A 19,229-nucleotide genomic window follows, 5' to 3' on the forward strand; every position below is an offset into this window, starting at 1 on the left:
CTCAGAGGTCGGACACAGACGAGTTTTATCCGGTTTGTTCATACGATGTAATACAACATTGGTGTTAACCCGCTTTATGGCTTTTCGACCTCTGTCTAATCCTTGAACTAACGTCTCATGGGTCGCCGCCAGTCGGCACGATGTCTGAACCGAGTCAGTTGGGGCTGAGAGGGGGATTTGGTTAAGCTGCTCCCAATGTCTGCGCGATTGATGATCTGGAGTCCTTCAATGTCTTTGCCTGAGTCCTGGTTTCCCGAAATGGACATTCCGCCCGCTTTGGCATCGGTCTGGCAGGATACGCGAAGGCGAATGGAGGAAAGCTTGCGGTCGGAAGCATCGGCGGCGGCATTGGCGAGTTGGGAATCGCTCGACAGCGAAGCGCGCCGGGCGCTCTGCCGTACCTGCCTGCTATCTGAATTTGCCTGCAAGACCCTGTTGCGCGACCCGGCGCTATTGTCGTCGCTCGTCGAAAGCGGCGAGCTGTCTCGACGCCCGCAGCGGCGCTGGCTCGATGCTTCGCTCGAGTCGTCTCTCGGCCAGGCCGAGAGCGAAGAAGCGCTGCATGCCGGGCTGCGGCGATTTCGCCAGGCGCGCATGCTCGGCATTATCTGGCGCGATCTGAATGGTGCCGATATGTGGCAGACGGCGGGCGCTGTTTCCGACCTCGCGGAGGCCTGTCTAGAACAGGCACTGGTCTGGCTGGAGTGCCATTTCGAATCGCGCTGGGGTCGGCCTCAGGCGCGGGAAGATGGCCAGCCGCAGCGTCTTGTCGTGCTGGGTATGGGCAAGCTCGGGGCGGGCGAACTCAACTTGTCGTCGGATATCGATCTGATCTTCGCGTTTCCGGAACGCGGTACGACGCAGGGCGGCGAGCGCACCTACGATCATCAGCAGTACTTCACGAAACTGGGTCAGAAACTGATCGCGGCGCTGGACACGATGACCGCGGACGGCTTCGTGTTCCGTGTCGATATGCGTCTTCGACCGCTCGGTGACGGTGGTCCGCTGGTCGGCAACTTCAATACGCTGACCAGCTATTACCAGGATCAGGGTCGCGAATGGGAACGTTACGCGATGCTCAAGGCGCGGCCGGTAGCGGGCAATCTCGCCGCCGGTCATGAGTTGCTGGATCTTCTCAAGCCTTTCATTTACCGCAAGTATCTGGACTTTGGTGCGATCGAGTCGCTACGCGAGATGAAGGCGTTGATCCATCGTGAAGTGCAGCGCCTGGGTCGCGACGAGAATATCAAACTGGGGCGCGGCGGCATTCGCGAGGTGGAGTTCGTCGTTCAGGCCTTCCAGCTGATCCGTGGCGGTCGTGATACCGAGCTGCAGGTGACATCGTTGCGCGAAGCGATGAGTCGGCTGGTGGCGCTTGAGCTGCTGCCTTCAACGGTCATCGATGAACTTGGCGCGGACTACCTCTTTCTGCGCGATCTCGAACATGCCCTGCAGTGCCAGCACGATCGGCAGACCCAGATGCTGCCCGACGATCCGGACGACCAGGCGAGACTGGCGATGGCGCTCGGCCTGTCGGATTGGCAAACGCTGCGGCAGGCGTTGGCCGATTGTCGTGAGCGGGTACGCTGTCACTTCGATGCGGTCATCGCCGATCCCGAGCCGGACTCTGAAACAGATACGCCGCACGAGATCGATGACGTGGAGCGCTGGTGTCAGCTCTGGCAGGGCGAACTCGAGCGCGACGCCGCCGAGGCGTTAATGGCGCAGGCCGGGTTCGATGGGCCGGAGGCCTATCGTCGTCTCGGCGTGTTCCGGGATTCTCGCGGCGTCCGGTCGATGCAGCGCATTGGCGTCGAGCGCCTCGAGGCAGTCATGCCGCTGCTGCTTTCGGCCGCATCGCGAAGCGAGTCGCCGACCCTGGCGCTCGAGCGAGTGTTACCGCTGTTCGAGGCCGTACTGCGGCGCACGGCCTATCTGTCCCTGTTGCGCGAGAACCCGGAGGTACTGCCATCCCTGGTGCGGCTCTGCGCGTCGAGCCCCTGGATCGCCGAGCAGCTGGCACGTCACCCGATCCTGCTCGATGAGCTGCTGACACCGGCGACGCTCTACTCACCGGCGGACAAGGCGCAGCTTGCCGACGAGCTGCGTCAGGCGCTGACGCGTATTCCGGAGGACGATGAGGAGAGCTGGCTCGAGGCCCTGCGCGTGTTCAAGCAGACGCAGGTACTGCGTGTGGCCGCTTCCGACATTGCCGGTGCCCGCGTGCTGATGAAAGTCAGCGACTACCTGACGGCGATCGCCGAGGTCGTGCTTGATGCGGTGCTGCAGCGAGCCTGGCGCTCGCTGACGGCGCGCTACGGCAATCCTCGCCCGAGCGCCGAGGCCGAGCGCGCGGCATTTCTGATCGTCGGTTATGGCAAGCTCGGGGGCATCGAGCTCGGCTATGGCTCGGATCTCGACCTCGTGTTTCTGTACGACGCGGCCCCGCAGGGGAGTACGGATGGCCCGAAAGCGATCGATAACGTCGTCTTCTTCACGCGTCTCGGTCAGCGCATCATCCATCTGCTTACGGCCACCACGCCGAGCGGCACGCTCTACGAGGTCGATATGCGTCTGCGGCCTTCCGGCAACGCCGGTCTGCTGGTTTCCACGCTGGAGGCGTTCGCCGAGTATCAGCGCCGGGAGGCCTGGACCTGGGAACATCAGGCGCTGGTCAGAGCGCGAGCCATCGCCGGCGATCAGGTGCTCGCCGAGCGGTTCGAGGCCCTGCGCCGGGAAGTGCTCGGGCGTACGCGAGACTGTGCCGAGCTGCGTGACGAGGTCGTTCATATGCGTGCGCGCATGCGCCAACATCTGGGCAGTGGAGGCGACGCGCGTGAGGCGGGCCAGTTCCACCTCAAGCAGGATGCGGGTGGGCTGGTCGATATCGAGTTCATGAACCAGTTCGCCGTGCTGGCGCTGGCTTCGCAAGAGCCGTCGCTACTGGAGGTCACCGATAACATGCGGCTGCTCGACGGGTTGATCGAGAGTGGCCGACTGGAAGAGGCCCGGGCGCGCGAGCTGCAGGCCGCCTATCTGGCCTATCGGGATGCCGGCCATCGCGCAGCGTTGGCCAAACGAGGGAGCCTCGTCAGCGAGGCGGATTACGCCAAGCATCGAGACATCGTGAAAGCCGCCTGGCAGCGCTGGATGGAAGCGGGCCCGAGTGCATGAGCACGTGGCACGAACGGAAAGTCTAATTTCCGAACAGCGTTTCATTAAGCTATAATAATGTCTTAATGAAGACGTCATAATGCTTCGGAGCCGACGCTGATGCTCTCCCTCGCCAACGCCACCAAGATCGCTCACGGTAACGACCGAGCGGTCTACCGCCATCCCGACCATCCGGATCGTTGCATCAAGGTGGCGCGCTTTCCCGAGCGTGGCAGCCGGCAGAACGAGCGCGAGAAGCACTACTTCGAAGGGCTGGAGCGCCGAGGCCTGGAGGATTGGCGCCACGTACCGAAGTATTTCGGCACGCTCGACACCGATCACGGAGAAGGGCTGGTCTTCGCGCTGATCGCCGATGAGGACGGCGAAGTCTCGCCGACGCTGCGCCAGTCCCGAGATGGCCGCAATGCATCGTGGCTCGCCAGCCAGGCCTTTCTCGATGAGCTGCACGCGCTCTACCGATATTTGCGCATCAACTGGATCGTTCCCTCGGATATCAACGATCGCAACATCGTCTGCCAGCGTCGATTCGACGGTACCGTCAAGCTCTGGCTGATCGACGGCGTTTCCAATCCCGACCTGATGCCGTTGGCCAATGTCTGGCCGTGGTTCGCTCGTCAGAAGATCGATCGCCGCATGCGACGCTTCTTCCTCAAGCTCGGCGGTTACGGTCTGCTGCCAGCGTCGGATGGCGAAAAACTGGTAGGCTGCATGCGCTGACGCCTGCCTCTGCGCCACTCAATTGTCTTTGCGTATCGACAAGCCAACGCCCCGACATTCTTGCTGGCGGGGCGTTGGCGCGTCTGACGGGCGCGGCGATGCGCCCATCGTCATCTCAGGCCGGTTTGTCGTTCCGCGGCTGCCGCGGATCATGGCCAATGGGGTGCGGTTCGTTGCGCGCCTTGGCGAGTTCGATCTGCTTCTGGCGCTCGCGGGCGCTGGCGCGTGTCTTTTCGGGTAGCGAGTCCCAACAATGAGGGCAGCTCACGCCTGGCAGATAGTGGTCGGAGGCCTGGTCCGCGCGTGAGATCGGCATCCGGCAGGCGTGGCACTGCTCGTACTCACCTTTGCTCAGATCATGGCGAACCGTGACGCGGTTGTCGAAAACGAAGCAGTCGCCGCGCCAGCGGGTCTCGATCTGCGGCATCTTCTCGAGGTAGTTGAGGATGCCACCCTTGAGATGGAAGACCTCTTCGAAGCCTTCGTTCAGCATGAAACTCGAAGCCTTCTCGCAGCGGATACCGCCCGTACAGAACATTGCCACTTTCTTGTGGCGAGTCGGGTCGTAATGCTGGCGAACGTAATCGGGAAACTCGCGGAAGGATTTGGTTTCCGGATCGACCGCGCCTTCGAAGCTGCCGATGGCGACCTCATAATCGTTGCGCGTGTCGATCACCAGCACCTCAGGGTCGTCGATGAGCGCATTCCACTGCTCGGGCTCCACGTAGGTGCCGACGCGATGGTTGGGATCGACATTCTCCACGCCCATGGTCACGATCTCGCGCTTGAGCTTGACCTTGGTGCGGTAGAACGGATGCGCGTCGCAGTAAGACTCCTTGTGATCGACGTCGTGAAGCCGAGCATCCTGCTTCAGCCAGGAGAGCAGACCATCGATGGCCTCTCGAGTGCCGGATACGGTGCCGTTGATGCCTTCATTGGCCAGCAGCAGCGTGCCTTTGACATCGAGGCGCTGCATCTCGTCGAGCAGGGGGGCTCGCAGGGAAGCGTAGTCGTCGAGCGTGACGAAGCGATACAACGCCGCGACGACGATCGAGGGATCGTGGGATGACATCTTGAAGCTCCAGGTTGTCGCCCTCGCAAAGGGCGGACCGGGTGGCGGCATCGTGCATGCCGAGGGAATCGCCGCGCATTGTACGCCGCTGGACGATGGCGTCCAGGGGGGCGTGACGAGATCAAAGGCCCTCTCGGTCACTGCTCGTCGGGCACTGCTCGTCGGTCGCGGATGACGAGTCTCGATCCATGCCGCTCAGACGAGCGGCCTTCATGGCATCGAAACCTCGTTCGTCAACCAGGCCACGGCGGATCGACTCGCGCTCCTCGAGAGACTTGTGCTGGCTCGCCTTGCGCTTGCCTTCGACGCGCTCGATGGTCAGCTCGAGACCGACGATGGCGTGACACAGCTTGCCGATGAAATCCGCCGGGGCATCGTCAATCGACCAGGGCATATCACGCTCGCTTTCGAAACGGTCGGTAAGATGACCGACAGCACGTTGCAGCCAGGCGGGATCGTCGATCAGGCGCAGCCGGCCGCGGACATGCACGATCTCGTAGTTCCAGGTGGGAACGACCTTGCCGTGCTCCCGCTTGGCGGGATACCAGCTCGGCGTGATATAGGTCTGCGCGCCGTGAAAGATCGCCATTGCCGGCCGTTCGTCGGTATCCGCGGCCAGGGGATTGGCTCGCGCGATATGCCCCCAGAGTGTCTGGTTGCCAGACGCCCACGCGGGCGCCGGCACGAGCGGTAGATGGTCGGCTTGGATCTCGCCTGTCGCCGACTGCGTGATCAAGTTGGCGAAGGGGAATCGCTCGATGAGCTTACGGATCTCCTCGGTGTCGCCCAGTCGAAATTGGCCCGGATGATACATGGCTCAGCGCCCTCGCACGAAAGCCGTCATCGTCGACAGCGACTGATGCTGGCGTCCATCGGCATCGAAGTTCTCCGTTGCGAGCCAGCGCCGGTGGCAATCACGAATCATCGGCCATTCACTATCGAGGATCGAGAACCAGGCCGTATCGCGATTGCGCCCCTGAACGACCCGGTGCTGGCGGAAGATGCCCTCGAACTGGAACCCGAGTCGCTCGGCGGCCCGTCGTGAGGGGCCATTCAGCGCATCGCACTTCCACTCCAGGCGGCGATACCCTAGCGCGAACGCGTTCGTCATCATCAACATCAGCGCTTCGCTGGAGATAGGCGTTCTGGCCATTCGGGCCGAAAAGCTCAGATGGCCGATTTCGATGGCACCATCGACGGGGACGATTCGCAGATAGGTCGCCATGCCGACGGCATCCCCACTGGCGGCATCGATGATGGCATAGCAGACGAGGCTCTCGTCGGCGGTCATTGCCTCCAGCCACCGCTCACATCCGGCTTGATCGTCGAACGCCCGGCCGCCGAGATAGATCCAGCGCGCCTTGCCGTCCGCATCCGCTGGAACCGCCGGGTCGGCCACCGACCACGCCTGCCATAGACTCGAGGCGTGGCGTTCAGGAATCAGCGCTTCGACACGGCAGAGCCGACCCTCTAACGTATCGCCGTTCGGCCATGCCGGCGGTTGCCAGTCGGGGAGCGAGTCGCCGATCGGTTGGCCGTATTCATTGGTTGTAGCGGTCATGGTCTCAAACGCTCAGCAGGTAGGTATAGAACGCGTCATCTCGCTGCCAGCCAAGTGCGGCATAGCGCGACTGCGCTGTGCGGTTCTCGATCTGAGTACGCAGCATCAACTGGGGAACGCCATGATCGGCAGCCAGCTCGTGGGCGGCTTTCAGTAGCGCACTGCCCGCGCCGCTGCGACGCGCTTCGGGAACGACGAAGAGATCGTTGAGAATCCAGCGCATGGTGAGCGATGTGGTCGAGGGGACGGGAAACAGCTGGGCAAAACCGATGGCGGTGTCGGCGTCGTCCAGGGCGATGAGGAGATGCGCGTCGCCCTGGTCCAAACGCTCGATGAGAAAGCGCCGAGCGCCCCCGTTATCACTGGCCTGGCGATAGAACTGGCGGTAGCCATCGACGAGCGGTACCAGTTGATCGATATCGTCTTGATTGGCCGGACGAATGCGGAACATGCGGTGCTCCTTGGCTGGGAAATAGGCTTGCCATACGGCATCGGTAGATGACGCCGAGCCAGTTTGTCGGCAAACTGGTTCCTAGGTAAGAGCCAATATCCGCAATTTTTTGAGAACCAGTCGTGTCTTCTCATGCCCATCCCCTCTGGATCATCGAAGCACTCAGCATGCGTCTGGCCTCGCCATCGACGGCGACACTCGCACAGCGTCTGTACCAGGCGCTGCGGGGATGGATCCAGAACGGCGAGCTCGGTGCCGGCAGTGCATTGCCTTCGTCACGTCAGTTGGCGCGGGAGCTGAAGCTCGGTCGCAATACGGTACTGAGTGCGATCGAACGTCTGACCGCGGAGGGATTTCTGGAGACCCGGCCAGGCGCCGGCGTGTTCGTTGCCGAATGGCGCCCGAGCGGGCGCACGTCGATCTCCGTGGCGTCGGCGCCACCGAGCGAGGCAGAGCTCAGCCTCTCGGCCCGGGGCGAGCGCATTCTCGATTTCAGCGCCGGGCTGAGCGATCGATATACCGCCTTCGCGCCCGGCGTGCCGGCGCTGGATCAGTTCCCGCGCGAGCGCTGGCAGCGGTTGTTGCGTCGACACCAGCAGCAGGCGCCGCTCGAGTGGCACGACTATCAGCATCAGGGCGGCGTGCCGGCGCTGCGTGAGGCGCTGTGCGACTATCTGCGCCTGTCTCGCTCGGTGCGCTGCCGACCGGAGCAGATCTTGATCACGCAGGGGGCGCAGCAGGGTTTCGAATTGGCGGCTCGGCTGCTGGCGGATGTGGGCGACGCGGTATGGCTGGAGGAGCCCGGCTACGGCGGGGCGCAGTCGTGTTTCGTCTCGGCCGGGCTCGATACGGTGCCGGTGCCGGTCGATGCCGAGGGCATGAATCTCGAGGCGTTGCCGACGTCGGCGCCTTCACCGCGGCTGATCTACGTGACGCCATCGCATCAATATCCTAGCGGCGTCACCATGAGTCTCAAGCGTCGCGTGGCCTTGCTCGAGACCGCTCAGCGCCATCGGGCATGGATTCTCGAGGACGACTATGACAGCGAATTTCGCTACGCCAGCGCGCCGATCGCCTCGCTACAGGGGCTGGTCGACAATGGCCCGGTGATCTACGTCGGTACTTTCAGCAAGGTGCTCTATCCCGGCTTGCGGCTCGGCTATCTGGTGCTGCCCGAAGCGCTGATCGAGCCGTTCAAGCGGGCCAACGCCAGGCTCCATCGGGAAGGCCAGTATGTCGTGCAGTCGGCGTTGGCCACATTCATCGATGAGGGGCATTTTGCGCGCCACGTTGCGCGCATGCGTGAACGTTACCGTCAACGCCAGGCCTGCCTGCGCGAGGCGCTGGCACCAGCGGTCGAGCGCGGCCTCGAGTTGTCGGAAGGCCAGGCCGGCATGCACCTGGTGGCGAGTCTTGCCAGTCACGAGTTCGAGTCGGCGCTGGTGGCGCGTGCCGAGGCAGCGGGCGTACTGCTCTCGCCGCTCTCCCGTTACTATCTCGAACCGCCGGGTCGGCCGGGGCTGGTGCTCGGCTACGCCGGTGCGACAGAGGCGGAAATCGCCTCGGCCGGGTCATGGCTCGCCGAACAGTGGCTGGGTCTGGCAGAAGACGTTTGATGCATTAGTCGCCGATCAGGCCTCGCCGTCGGCGTCGTCCGAGGGGCCCGGTCGCTTCGCGTTGTCACGGCGTTCGGCAGGCTGCGATCCGACGTCTGCGGTCTGTCGCTGGTGACGAGAGGACTCCCGCTCGATGCCTTCGGGGAGGTAGACGCGTGAAGCGGGAATGGCGAGCTCTGCGTCGTGGGAGATCACGATATCGCGGATCTTCAGCAGTATCCCTTGCTTGATTTCATGGAACCGCTGCCAGTCGGTCTCCCGGGTGAAGGCGTAGACAATGATATCGAGTGAATATTGACCGAACGTGGAGAAATTGACCGTGATCAGTTCGTCCTGATCGATCTCTTCGTGCTGCTGCAGATGACTGCGAATGTCATTGGTGATGTTCTCGATCGCGTCGGCGTCCTGATAGCGGATACCGACGGTTTCCCAAAGCCGTCGGCTGACCATCCGTGTGGGCGTCTCGACCGAGATTTGGCTGAACCAGGCATTGGGCACGTAGAGCGGTGGGCCGGCGAAGGTGCGAATCGTGGTCAGACGCCAGCCGATGTCCTCGACGATGCCCTCGATCTGACGCTCCGGTGAGCGAATCCAGTCGCCAACGACAAAGGGTTTGTCGAGATGCACCACCATGCCGCCAAAGAAGTTGGCGATGACATCGCGTGCGGCAAAGCCGATGACCAGCCCGCCGAAGCCACCCATGGCCAGAATGCTGGACATCGAGACGCCGAGGATCTGCAGACCGATCAAGATCAACGTGACGATGAGCACGGCGCCGACGATCTTGGTCAGCGCGGAAGCCGATGTCGGATCTACCGGCTTGGCATGGCAATTGACCGGTGGGAAGACCAGGCGCTGCTCCAGGCGTCGGAACAGACGAATGCCGCCCCAGGCGAACAGCAGCAGGGTGATCAGCGCCCCGCCGCGCGTCAGAATCGTGGTCAGCTCCTTGATCTCGAAATGTGCACCGACCGCACCCGCACCCAGCAGAATTGCCGTGGTCCACAGCCACCAGCGCAGCGGAGTGCGTACGCCGTGAATGATGGGATCGTCCCAGCGCCTAGGAGAGTTCCGCAGGCGTTGTTCCATTCTCTTCAGCAGAACATGCAGCACCAGATCCGCGATGACGGCAACGACCAGAAGCACGATGGGAAACAGCAGCCAGCCGGGAACGTGGAGCCAGTTGCTGAGCTGATTCTGGGTCGCGGAGGCGTAGTCGGTAATTCTATCGTGAATTCTCATGCATCCCTGATTCCGAGGCACTCGGTCGCGAATCCCTGCGCCGAGGGTTTGGGGTTTCTGTGAGGGTTATCAGATAGTGCCTGTCGAGTGATGGCATCCGTAACGATAGGTAGCTTAGACGGCCGGTGCGCTTGTCGCCACGCTCGCACTTGGCGCCACGCTTCAATGACTGGCCATCGGCTGGCGGCGGGTCAGTCTCGACCCAGGCAGCAACGCTTGGCCTTCTTGCCGCTGCCGCAAGGGCAGGGGGCATTACGGGAGATATTGGTCGGTGGCGGGTCGAGCACGCCATCGACGTAGCGCCAGCGCCCATCCTCGATCCGAAAGCGAGAGCGCTCGTGAAAAGTGTGCGGTGCTAATCTTTGATGTCCTGCCGCCGCGGCGTGGCCGTTTTCGATTGGTTGGAAGTACGCCTTGAATTCCACGACGCCGCGGCTGTCGCTGCACTGTGTCTCGATGATCTCGAGCCCTAGCCAGTCGTTGCTGCGGCGATCCAGTTCGGCTGCGCTCAATTCGGGGTCGATATGCCCGGGCGACCAGGTGTCGATGAGATATTGACCCAGACCGCCGAGCGCAAAGGCGGTGTAACGAGAGCGCATCAGCGCCTCGGGCGTTGGTGGCAGTGCCTGCCCGCTGTGGTAGCGCCCACAGCAGCGGTCGTAATATTCACCGCTGTTGCAGGGACATCGCGTGTCATCGGAACCTTGAGAGACTGTGTAATAAGACATGGACGTAAACTACGCTATTATTTGTCGCGGAATGTTAATGTCGCACTGACGCAACTGTGGTCTTATGGTACAACAGCGCCGCGAAATCGCGCTTTCAGGACATCTGGCACATTGCAGCGCTTCGGATTGCGGTAAGCAGCCTGGGTGCGGCAAGCACCGTGCGTAGAACGATGAAGGCATCGCGAGCGCCAGCCTAGACTTTGTCGTCCAGCCACTCGACGTGTAGGTCGATTCACTTATGTTTCTCGATGAGTTTCACTTTGCCGAAGGAGAGCGGGTCTGCATCAGCGCCGAACAGGCGAGCCGATTCGCGCGTGAGATAGCGGGAGACTTCAATCCCATTCACGATCCCTGTGCCCGCCGGTTCTGCGTTCCCGGAGATCTTCTCTTCGCGCTCGTGCTGTCTCGCTACGGGCTCTCGCAGCGGATGACCTTCCGCTTCTGCGGCATGGTAGGCAATCGCCTCTCGCTAAGCTTCGTCGAGGACGCCGAGGGCAACGTCAGCGTCGTCGATGACGCCGGCAAGCAGTATCTCAGCGTCACGCGTGAGGGCTGGACGCTGCGAGATCCGGCGACGGTGGAGACGTTCACGCGGCGCTATGTGGCTTTCTCGGGGCGCAACTTTCCGCACTATCTCAAGCCGCTGCTGGAAGAGAAGGGTGTGATGTTCAACCCGCAGCGCCCGCTGGTGATCTACGACAGCATGGGATTCTCCCTCGAGGATCACGACCCATGCGATCTCGAGCTCGATTTCGCCGGTGCCGAGCTGGACGTCAAAGGCAAGCGGGGCGAAGCGATGCTCGAATTTCGCATGGGCTGTCACGGGCGTCACGTGGGCGTCGGCACCAAGAAGCTCGTGATCAGCGGGCTGCAGGACTACGACGCCGAGAAGATGGACACTTTCGTCACCAGCTTTGCACAGCTGAAAGCTGCCAACCCCTGCTCCGCCTGATGCACTCGGTTGCGTCGGGCGAGCCTCTCCGATATCGGCGCTGGCTCGATCGATTGGCATCTCCGCTAGCGTTGGGCCGTGACCGTTCGTTCACCGATCTCTTCCGTCACGCCGTAAAGTCGAGGTATCCGCCTGCCAGGACTCGGCCATGAAGGAACACGTCACACCGTTTCAATTCTTCATTCTCGCGCTCTCTTTCTATGTACTGGGCGCGATGCTCGCCGATGTCGCGCTCGACTTGCCGCCGGATATCCGGCAGCTGTTCGGCTACATGGATTACGTCGTCTGCTTTTTCTTCTTCATCGACTTCTGCCTGCGCTTCTATCGCGCGCCCAGCAAGTGGCGATACATGCGTTGGGGGTGGCTCGATCTGCTGGCCTGTATTCCCGCCGGCTGGTTTCAGGCGGCGCGGCTGGCGCGAGTGGTGCAGATCATTCGCGTGCTGCGCGCGCTACGATCACTGGAATTGATCTGGCAGCTGCTGTTTCGCAATCGCGCCGAAGGCGTGCTTGCCTCAGCAGCGACGGCAACGGTACTGCTGGTCGTGTTCGGTGCGATGACCGTGCTGATGGTGGAAACCCCCAATCCGAATAGCCCGATCAACACGGCGGAAGAAGCACTATGGTGGGCGATCGTCACGGTCACGACGGTGGGCTACGGTGACTACTATCCGATCACGACGCTCGGGCGGGTCGTTGCCGTACTGCTGATGGTCTGCGGCGTCGGCTTGTTCGGTAGCTTTGCGGCGTATATCAGCTCGCTGTTCGTCGAAGACCAGGAAGCCTCTGACGCGCGACAGCACAAGGCCAACCGTCGCATGATGCGGCATATGATCGAACAGGTGGGCGACCTGCAGACCGAGATCGAGTCGCTGCGCCAGGAATTGCGTGATCACCGGCGTGAACTCAATGGGCTGCATCAGGCGACACGGGAGTCGAGTTCGCACGACGAGCGACGTTCGCCGCAGGCCCACGATGACGATAACTCCGAACGATGACCCTGATAGCACATTTGCATTGCGCTAAAAATATAAGGGTGCTAATCTATTTTGCATTGAACGAAGTCACTGATTTGTCATCTCCATGAGTCTCAGTCGCCGTTCAGGTTTCTGCAGTCGTTCGAGTCGCGTCTAGCACGCATCTCCTAGTAACACCCCGCCTCGCCCGCGCATCCCCCCTCTTGCGCGGGCTTTTTTTGTGGCCTGCCGTCCATGGCGGCCACCCGTCGGGCCGCCTGCAGCGTCAAAAACCGCTCCCGGCGGTTTTTTGCCCGTCATTTCGTTATATCACCTACCAACTCTTGTAGGGCAGGAACTTGCCGCTCATCGTCACCACCACGCGATCACCGTGGGGGTTCTCCTCGCATTCGACGTCCATCGCGAAGTCGATGGCGCTCATGATGCCGTCGCCGAATTTTTCCTGAATCACATCCTTCAGCGTAGGCCCGTAGACGCCGACGATCTCGTAGAGCCGGTAGATCAGCGGGTCCTGCGGGATCGCGCCGTCCCACTGCTTGGTCGGAAAGGCCATGAGCGCAGCGATCACGTCGTCGTCCAGTCCTAGCGCCTCGGTCAGTTTCCGCGCGGCTTCGGGCGGCGCGCTGTTCATTCCGTAGCAGGCCGAGGCGACCCAGACCGGGGAATGGCCGGTGGCCCTGCCCAGGTCTTCCCAGCTCAGGCCCTTGCGTGCCTTGGCGGCCATCAGGGTGTGATGCATCTCCAGCTTGTCCATGGGTTCAGCTCCTGCAAGACGAGAAAGGCAGCGCCGGGTGGCGCTGCCGTGGCGGTGTCAGACCAGATTGCGCTTGGGGCCCGTCTTCACGTGAGTGGCATAGAGCGTGAGGCCAGTGAAGGCGAGGCCGCCGGCCAGGTTGCCGAGCACGGTGGGAATCTCGTTCCACCAGACGTAATCGGCGATCGAGAAGCCGCCGCCCATGATCATCGCGGAAGGGAACAGGAACATGTTGACGATGGAGTGCTCGAAGCCCATGTAGAAGAACAGCATGATCGGCATCCACATCGCGATCACCTTGCCGCTGACCGAGGTCGATATCATCGCGCCGACCACGCCCATCGAGACCATCCAGTTGCACAACATGCCGCGGATGAAGATCGTGAACCAGCCGGCCACGCCGTACTGGGCATAGCCGAGCGTGCGAGCCTCGCCGATGCCGGCGATCTTTTCACCCACGACCCCCGGCCCGATCGAGAAGCCGTAGGTGAAGATGAACGCCATCATGATGGCGACCGTCAGCGCGCCGCCAAGATTGCCCAGGAAGACCCAGCCCCAGTTGCGCAGCACGCGGTTGAAGGTGACGCCCTGGCGACGGTCCAGCAGCGCCAGCGGCGTCAGCATGAACACGCCGGTGAGCAGATCGAAGCCCATCAGATAGAGCATGACGAAGCCGACAGGAAACAGGATCGCGCCGGCAAGCGGCTGGCCCGTCTGCACCGTGATGGTGATCGCGAAGGCCGCGGCCAGCGCCAGAATCGCGCCGGCCATGTAGGCGCGGATCACCGTGTCGCGGGTCGACATGAAGATCTTGGATTCGCCGGTATCCACCATCTTGGTGACGAACTCGGCAGGAACGAGATAGGACATGACGCTTTCCTCGATTGTGATTGTGTATGAAGCGTTTTTGGCAGTGGTCGACAACATGATTCGGGTCTTGGTCTGCGTGGCGCCCACGCGATCAGGCGCGAACGATCGAGTCCTCCTGCAGTAGCACGACGTCGTCGCCGTCGAAGGCGAGCGGCCAGCAGCGAAGCCGCCGGCTTTCGTCCTCCACGCACTGGCCGTCGCGCAGCCGAAAGTGCTGTTTGTAGATCGGCGAGGCAACGACCAGCTCTCCCCCGAGTTCACCGACGATGCCGCGACCGATCACGTTGGCGCCGGAGAACGGGTCGTGGTTGTCGACGGCGTAGAGTTCGAGATCGGTGGATGCCCCGGCGGGGATTGCGAACACCGCAATCTGGCTCCCCTCATGCCAGGCGACGACGCCGGAGTTGGGGACCAGGTCTTGCCGCGTGCAGAGGCGAATGCCCGCTTTTGTGCGCTCGCCGGAGGCTGACGCTGTGGCGGTCGTGCTCATGACGTTACCTCCACCGCCAGGCTGGCGATCTCTTCAGGGCGGGCCGGACGCGGCTGATCACGCTCGGAAACCGCGATGATGTCCGGGTCGGCACGTTTATCGTTGACGAAGGTGCGGAATCGCTTGAGCTTTTCCGGGTCCTTGAGGGCGCCGGCCCACTCGCACTCGTACTGATCGACGACGTGCTGCATCTGTGTCTCGAGCTCATCGCCGAGGCCGAGGCTGTCCTCCAGGACGACCTGCTTGAGATAGTCGAGACCGCCGTCGAGATTTTCGCGCCAGACCGAGGTGCGCTGCAGGCGGTCGGCGGTGCGGATGTAGAACATCAGAAAGCGATCGATGGTCTTCAGAAGCGTTTCGTCATCGAGATCCGTTGCAAAAAGCTCGGCATGACGCGGGCGCATGCCGCCGTTGCCGCAGACGTAAAGGTTCCAGCCGTGCTCGGTGGCGATCACGCCGACATCCTTGCTCTGTGCCTCGGCGCACTCCCGCGTGCAGCCGGAGACCGCGAACTTGAGCTTGTGCGGCGAGCGTAGCCCCTTGTAGCGATTCTCGATCGTCAGCGCCATGGCGACGCTGTCCTGCACGCCGTAGCGACACCAGGTGTTGCCGACGCAGGATTTTACCGTGCGCGTCGACTTGCCGTAGGCGTGGCCGGTCTCGAAACCGGCTTCGATCAGCTCGCTCCAGATCTCGGGCAGCTCGTGGAGCTGGGCGCCGAACAGATCGATACGCTGACCGCCGGTGATCTTGGTGTAGAGATCGTACTTCTTGGCCACGGCGCCGATCGCGATCAGCTTGTCCGGGGTGATCTCGCCGCCGGGAATGCGCGGCACCACCGAGTAGGTACCGTTTTTCTGCATATTGGCCATGAAGGTGTCGTTGGTGTCCTGCAGCGGTACGAGCGAGGGCTCCATGATCGGCTCGTTCCAGCACGAGGCAAGGATCGAGGCCACTGCCGGTTTACAGATGTCGCAGCCGAGATGCCCCTTGCCGTGGCGCTCGTGCAGCGCCTCGAAGCTGCGAATGCCTTCGACCCGGACGATGCCGTAGAGCTCCTGACGCGTGTAGGCGAAGTGTTCGCAGAGGCTACGGTCCACTTCGATGCCGCGACTCTCGAGCTCATGCTCGAAAACCTGTTTCAACAGCGCCGTACAGCCACCACAGCCGGTGCTCGCTTTCGTCTCCGCCTTGAGTGCGCTCAGGTCGCTGCAGCCGCCCTCGACCGCCTGACAGATCGCACCCTTGGAGACGTTGTGGCAGGAGCAGATCGTTGCGGTCTCCGGCAGCGCGTCTGCGCCCAGCAGTGGTGTGCCTTCGCTCTGTGGCAGTATCAGGCTGGCGGGATCGGCCGGCAGTTTGATGGCGTTCTGCACGTACTGCAAAAGCGTGTCGTAGTAGCTGTTGTCGCCGACCAGCACGGCGCCGATGGCGCGCTTGCCGTCGGCGGAGACGACCAGGCGCCGGTAGCCGTGGCCGGCTTCGTCGATGAAGCGATAGCTCACGGCGCCTTCGGTTCTGGCGTGAGCGTCGCCGATGGAACCGACGTCGACGCCCAGCAGCTTTAGCTTGGTCGACATGTCGGCGCCACTGAACGGCTCGCAGGTGCCGCTCAGGCAGCCGGCCACGGTGCGCGCCATGGTATAGCCCGGGGCGACCAGCCCGAAGATCTGGCCGTTCCAGAGTGCGCACTCGCCGATGGCGAAGATATCCGGGTCCGAGGTGTGGCAGGTTTCGTCGATCACCACGCCGCCGCGTTCGCCGATTGCCAGGCCGCTCTCTCGGGCCAGTCGATCCTGCGGACGAATGCCGGCGGAGAAGACCACTAGGTCAGTCTCCAACCACTCACCATCGGCGAAGTTCATGCGATAGCGGTGGGTCTCGCCTTTGACGATCTCGGTCGTGGCACGCTCGACATGCACGGCAACGCCGAGCGCCTCGATCTGTCGCCTGAGCGCGTCGCCGCCCTGATCGTCGAGCTGGACCGGCATCAGGCGTGGGGCGAATTCGACCACGTGCGCTTCGAGTCCGAGCGACTTGAGTGCGTTGGCTGCCTCGAGCCCGAGCAACCCGCCGCCGACCACCACGCCTCGGCGAATGTCGCGCTCGGCAAGCGACTCGGCGGCATTGCGAATGCGGTCGAGATCGTCGAGCGTGCGATAGACCAGCGCCGCGTGGCTCTCCGTCGTCTCCTCGAGCGTCGGAATCGGCGGCACGAAAGGATAGGAGCCGGTCGCCAGCACCAGCTGATCGTAGGCGTATTCGCCTCGAGTCGTGGTGACGCGCTTCGCCTCACGGTCGATCGCGGTGACGGCTTCGTCGAGATGCAGTTCGATGCCGTTGAGATCGCAGTAGTCCGATTCGCTCAGCGAGAGCGAATCAGCGTCGCGGCCACCGAAGTATTCCGACAGGTGGACGCGATCATAGGCGCGGTGGCGCTCTTCGCCGAACACGGTGACGGCTAAGCGGCGATGGACGCCAGTCTCTATCAATTGCTCGAGGAAGTAGTGGCCGACCATGCCGTTGCCGATCACGATCAGACGCGGCAGGGCGGTGTCGGAGTGGGGTGCGGTCAGGTTATCGGGGGCGTTCATGCGGCCTCCTCTTGTCGTCGAAGGTTCTTTTGTCGTTGAAGGTTCTGGGCCAGTGGCTGGGGCGTGGATAGCGGATCGAGATCGGCGGCGCCAAACAGCAGGGCGTCGCGCGGCTCGGGGAGCACGGCTGACGACTGGGCAAGACGAAAGAGCGCCGGGCCGTCGGCGGAATCGCCGTAGAGCACGGCGCCGACGAGTCGGCCGTCACGCAGCAGCAGGCGCCGATAGTCACCGAGAGCGGCGTCGGCGTAGGCGAGTATTTCGTCGCCGGGTGTCTCATCGGTCGGCCCGAAGGCGTAGAGCGAAATGCCGCCGACCTTGAGTCGGGTTGCGCACTCCCGTGCGGCATAGGGCGTGGCGGGGCGCTGGCAGAGCACGTCGGCGAGCGTTTCGACCTGCTGCCAGATCGGCTCGACCAGGCCGACGCTTGCCCCTCGGTGTTCGCAGCACTCGCCAAGAGCATGAATGGCGGGGTCGCTGGTGGTCAGATAATGATCGACGACGATGCCGCGCTCGGTCACGAGCCCGGCCTGGCGACCGAGTTCGACGTTGGGCGTGATGCCGGCGGCAAAGACCACGCAGTTCGCCGGCAGGCGGCGGCCGTCGCTCAGCACGACCGCGCTGACGCGGCCCTCGGCGTCGCCCTCGCAGCGCGCCAACGTCGCTCCGGTCTCGATCTTCAATCCCCGGGCCGTGAGCGTCTCGCGCAGCCATTCGGCGGCGGTGGCATCGAGCTGACGGTTCATCAGCCGCGAGCCACGCTGCAACACGGTAACCTCGAGTCCGCGCTTGCGCAGTCCTTCCGCCGCCTCGAGACCGAGCAGGCCGCCGCCCACGACCACGGCGCGATCGCCGGAGGTGCGGGCCGCCATCCACTCGGCGTCGGCCAGAGTGCGAAAAGCGCCCACGTTGGCGAGTTCGGTGCCGGGAACCGCAGGGCGCGTGGCGCGGGAACCTGTGGCGATTACCAGCCGATCGTAGTCGAGCGTTCGACCGGTCTGCGTGCGAAGCGTCCGGTGCTTTCGGTCGATGTCGATCACACGCTCGTTCAGATGCGATGTCACTGCCTCGACAGGCACGGGTAGATCGAGCGCCTCGCGTTCGATCTCGCCGGCCAGCCAGGGCGACAGCAGAATACGGTTGTAGGCAGTGGCGGGCTCTTCCCCGATCACGCTGATGCGTCGCGGTCGGTCGCTACGGCCGGCGAGCTCGCTGATCAGTCGGTGGCCGGCCATGCCATTGCCGATGATGACGAGGTGTTCGATCGGCGCCGACGATTCGGCCGTCGGCTTCGAGGGTGCAGCGATCTCCCCTGTCATGTTCGTTCTCCTCTCGGGCGGCGCATGCCGATAGCGAAACCGGGCAACGACACCATAAAAAAAGCGCCTGATGACACGAAGCGGGGGCTTCGCGGCATCAGGCGCCTTTGCCTGAATTTCTTGGACCGAACGGCCAGAGCCTGAATGATCAGGATGGGCATTTTCGGGTCCGCAGGTTCTCGCAGCGGGGCATTGCCTTTCGCTGCGGGGTCGAGACGGAATGGCTCTGACGTCGTCGCGTCACTGCGAGTCGGTCCTGAGGTTGACGACGGCCGCCGTTGGCCAATGTCTCCATTCACTCGAAACCAAGCGAAGAGCGTGCCAGGCGTCGATCGTGACTCGGTAATTCAAGACTTTGAGTCCAAAAACCGAGTCGGCAATGCTTGGAAAGCGAGGCCTGCTGAACTTCCCTGGTGCAAAGCGCGCGGTTTTTGCACCATCAGTTGACGTCGATGGGTTGCCGACTTGCCTCGATGAGACAAACTATCGTCGACTCGAACGATGAAATCATTGAGCGGAAAAGGAAAAGCGTCCGTTGGCCCCGCCGTTGCATCCCGGGTTGGTCAACGATGCCAGACGTCAATGAAGGCGACGGCATCTGGCGCGCCAGGTGAACGATCATCGGCGCGACAAACACATACTGATGCCGGGCGATACACTTCGCTCGGACGCAGGCAAAGAGGCCTGACTCGCTACATGGCGAGTCAGGCCTC

General features: G+C 62.8%; 16 protein-coding genes. 5 read left to right on the plus strand and 11 right to left on the minus strand.

The window, feature by feature from the left end; translation table 11 throughout:
- Positions 1-228 precede the first annotated feature (228 nt).
- Together glnE and IE125_RS10410 are read left to right on the plus strand one after the other, a co-directional pair.
- The gene (glnE, locus tag IE125_RS10405; protein WP_189444591.1) at positions 229-3,174 is read left to right on the plus strand and encodes a bifunctional [glutamate--ammonia ligase]-adenylyl-L-tyrosine phosphorylase/[glutamate--ammonia-ligase] adenylyltransferase; all 2,946 of its coding nucleotides are present in this window, start codon (positions 229-231) and stop codon (positions 3,172-3,174) included.
- Positions 3,175-3,273: 99 nt separating this feature from the next.
- Positions 3,274-3,891, plus strand: a complete 618-nt coding sequence (locus IE125_RS10410) for a YrbL family protein (RefSeq protein WP_189444592.1) — start codon at positions 3,274-3,276, stop codon at positions 3,889-3,891.
- 115 nt (positions 3,892-4,006) lie between these two features.
- On the opposite strand, the gene trhO is transcribed toward IE125_RS10410, so the two are convergent.
- The 4 genes from trhO to IE125_RS10430 form a co-directional block, all read right to left on the minus strand.
- Positions 4,007-4,963, minus strand: a complete 957-nt coding sequence (trhO, locus tag IE125_RS10415) for an oxygen-dependent tRNA uridine(34) hydroxylase TrhO (protein WP_189444593.1) — start codon at positions 4,961-4,963, stop codon at positions 4,007-4,009.
- Positions 4,964-5,084: 121 nt separating this feature from the next.
- The gene (locus IE125_RS10420) at positions 5,085-5,777 is read right to left on the minus strand and encodes an FMN-binding negative transcriptional regulator (protein ID WP_189444594.1); all 693 of its coding nucleotides are present in this window, start codon (positions 5,775-5,777) and stop codon (positions 5,085-5,087) included.
- A 3-nt stretch (positions 5,778-5,780) separates the two neighbouring features.
- Complete coding sequence (locus IE125_RS10425; RefSeq protein ID WP_189444595.1) at positions 5,781-6,524, minus strand: GNAT family N-acetyltransferase; 744 nt, start codon at positions 6,522-6,524, stop codon at positions 5,781-5,783.
- 4 nt (positions 6,525-6,528) lie between these two features.
- The gene (locus tag IE125_RS10430) at positions 6,529-6,975 is read right to left on the minus strand and encodes a GNAT family N-acetyltransferase (RefSeq protein ID WP_189444596.1); all 447 of its coding nucleotides are present in this window, start codon (positions 6,973-6,975) and stop codon (positions 6,529-6,531) included.
- A 167-nt stretch (positions 6,976-7,142) separates the two neighbouring features.
- Here IE125_RS10430 and pdxR point away from each other — a divergent pair, with 167 nt between their 5' ends.
- Positions 7,143-8,591, plus strand: a complete 1,449-nt coding sequence (gene pdxR, locus IE125_RS10435; RefSeq protein WP_189444798.1) for a MocR-like pyridoxine biosynthesis transcription factor PdxR — start codon at positions 7,143-7,145, stop codon at positions 8,589-8,591.
- A 15-nt stretch (positions 8,592-8,606) separates the two neighbouring features.
- Here the strand turns inward: pdxR and IE125_RS10440 are convergent, their stop codons facing one another.
- Together IE125_RS10440 and IE125_RS10445 are read right to left on the minus strand one after the other, a co-directional pair.
- A complete protein-coding gene (locus tag IE125_RS10440; protein WP_189444597.1) occupies positions 8,607-9,833 on the minus strand; it encodes a mechanosensitive ion channel family protein in 1,227 nt (408 codons plus the stop codon).
- Between the two features lie 191 nt (positions 9,834-10,024).
- Positions 10,025-10,561 carry a YchJ family protein gene (locus IE125_RS10445; RefSeq protein ID WP_189444598.1) on the minus strand — a complete coding sequence of 179 codons (537 nt, stop codon included), beginning with the start codon at positions 10,559-10,561 and terminating at the stop codon, positions 10,025-10,027.
- A 238-nt stretch (positions 10,562-10,799) separates the two neighbouring features.
- Between IE125_RS10445 and IE125_RS10450 the strand changes: the two genes are divergently transcribed.
- Positions 10,800-11,513, plus strand: a complete 714-nt coding sequence (locus tag IE125_RS10450; RefSeq protein WP_189444599.1) for a DUF3581 family protein — start codon at positions 10,800-10,802, stop codon at positions 11,511-11,513.
- 148 nt (positions 11,514-11,661) lie between these two features.
- Complete coding sequence (locus IE125_RS10455; protein ID WP_189444600.1) at positions 11,662-12,510, plus strand: ion transporter; 849 nt, start codon at positions 11,662-11,664, stop codon at positions 12,508-12,510.
- A gap of 292 nt (positions 12,511-12,802) precedes the next feature.
- Here IE125_RS10455 and cynS read toward each other — a convergent pair whose 3' ends face one another.
- The 5 genes from cynS to IE125_RS10480 form a co-directional block, all read right to left on the minus strand.
- A complete protein-coding gene (cynS, locus tag IE125_RS10460; protein WP_189444601.1) occupies positions 12,803-13,243 on the minus strand; it encodes a cyanase in 441 nt (146 codons plus the stop codon).
- A 57-nt stretch (positions 13,244-13,300) separates the two neighbouring features.
- Positions 13,301-14,113 (minus strand): formate/nitrite transporter family protein, encoded by an 813-nt coding sequence (locus IE125_RS10465; RefSeq protein WP_189444602.1) that lies wholly within the window; start codon positions 14,111-14,113, stop codon positions 13,301-13,303.
- Positions 14,114-14,204: 91 nt separating this feature from the next.
- Positions 14,205-14,603, minus strand: coding sequence for a nitrite reductase small subunit NirD (nirD, locus tag IE125_RS10470; protein WP_189444603.1), 399 nt, complete (start codon positions 14,601-14,603; stop codon positions 14,205-14,207).
- A complete protein-coding gene (nirB, locus tag IE125_RS10475) occupies positions 14,600-17,197 on the minus strand; it encodes a nitrite reductase large subunit NirB (protein WP_189444604.1) in 2,598 nt (865 codons plus the stop codon). Before nirB ends, nirD begins: the two co-directional genes overlap by 4 nt.
- Positions 17,194-18,516 (minus strand): NAD(P)/FAD-dependent oxidoreductase, encoded by a 1,323-nt coding sequence (locus IE125_RS10480; RefSeq protein ID WP_189444605.1) that lies wholly within the window; start codon positions 18,514-18,516, stop codon positions 17,194-17,196. The genes nirB and IE125_RS10480 overlap by 4 nt, the downstream gene beginning before the upstream one ends.
- Positions 18,517-19,229: the final 713 nt, after the last annotated feature.

It is taken from the genome of Salinicola rhizosphaerae (genome assembly GCF_014652715.1).
Classification (GTDB): domain Bacteria; phylum Pseudomonadota; class Gammaproteobacteria; order Pseudomonadales; family Halomonadaceae; genus Salinicola; species Salinicola rhizosphaerae.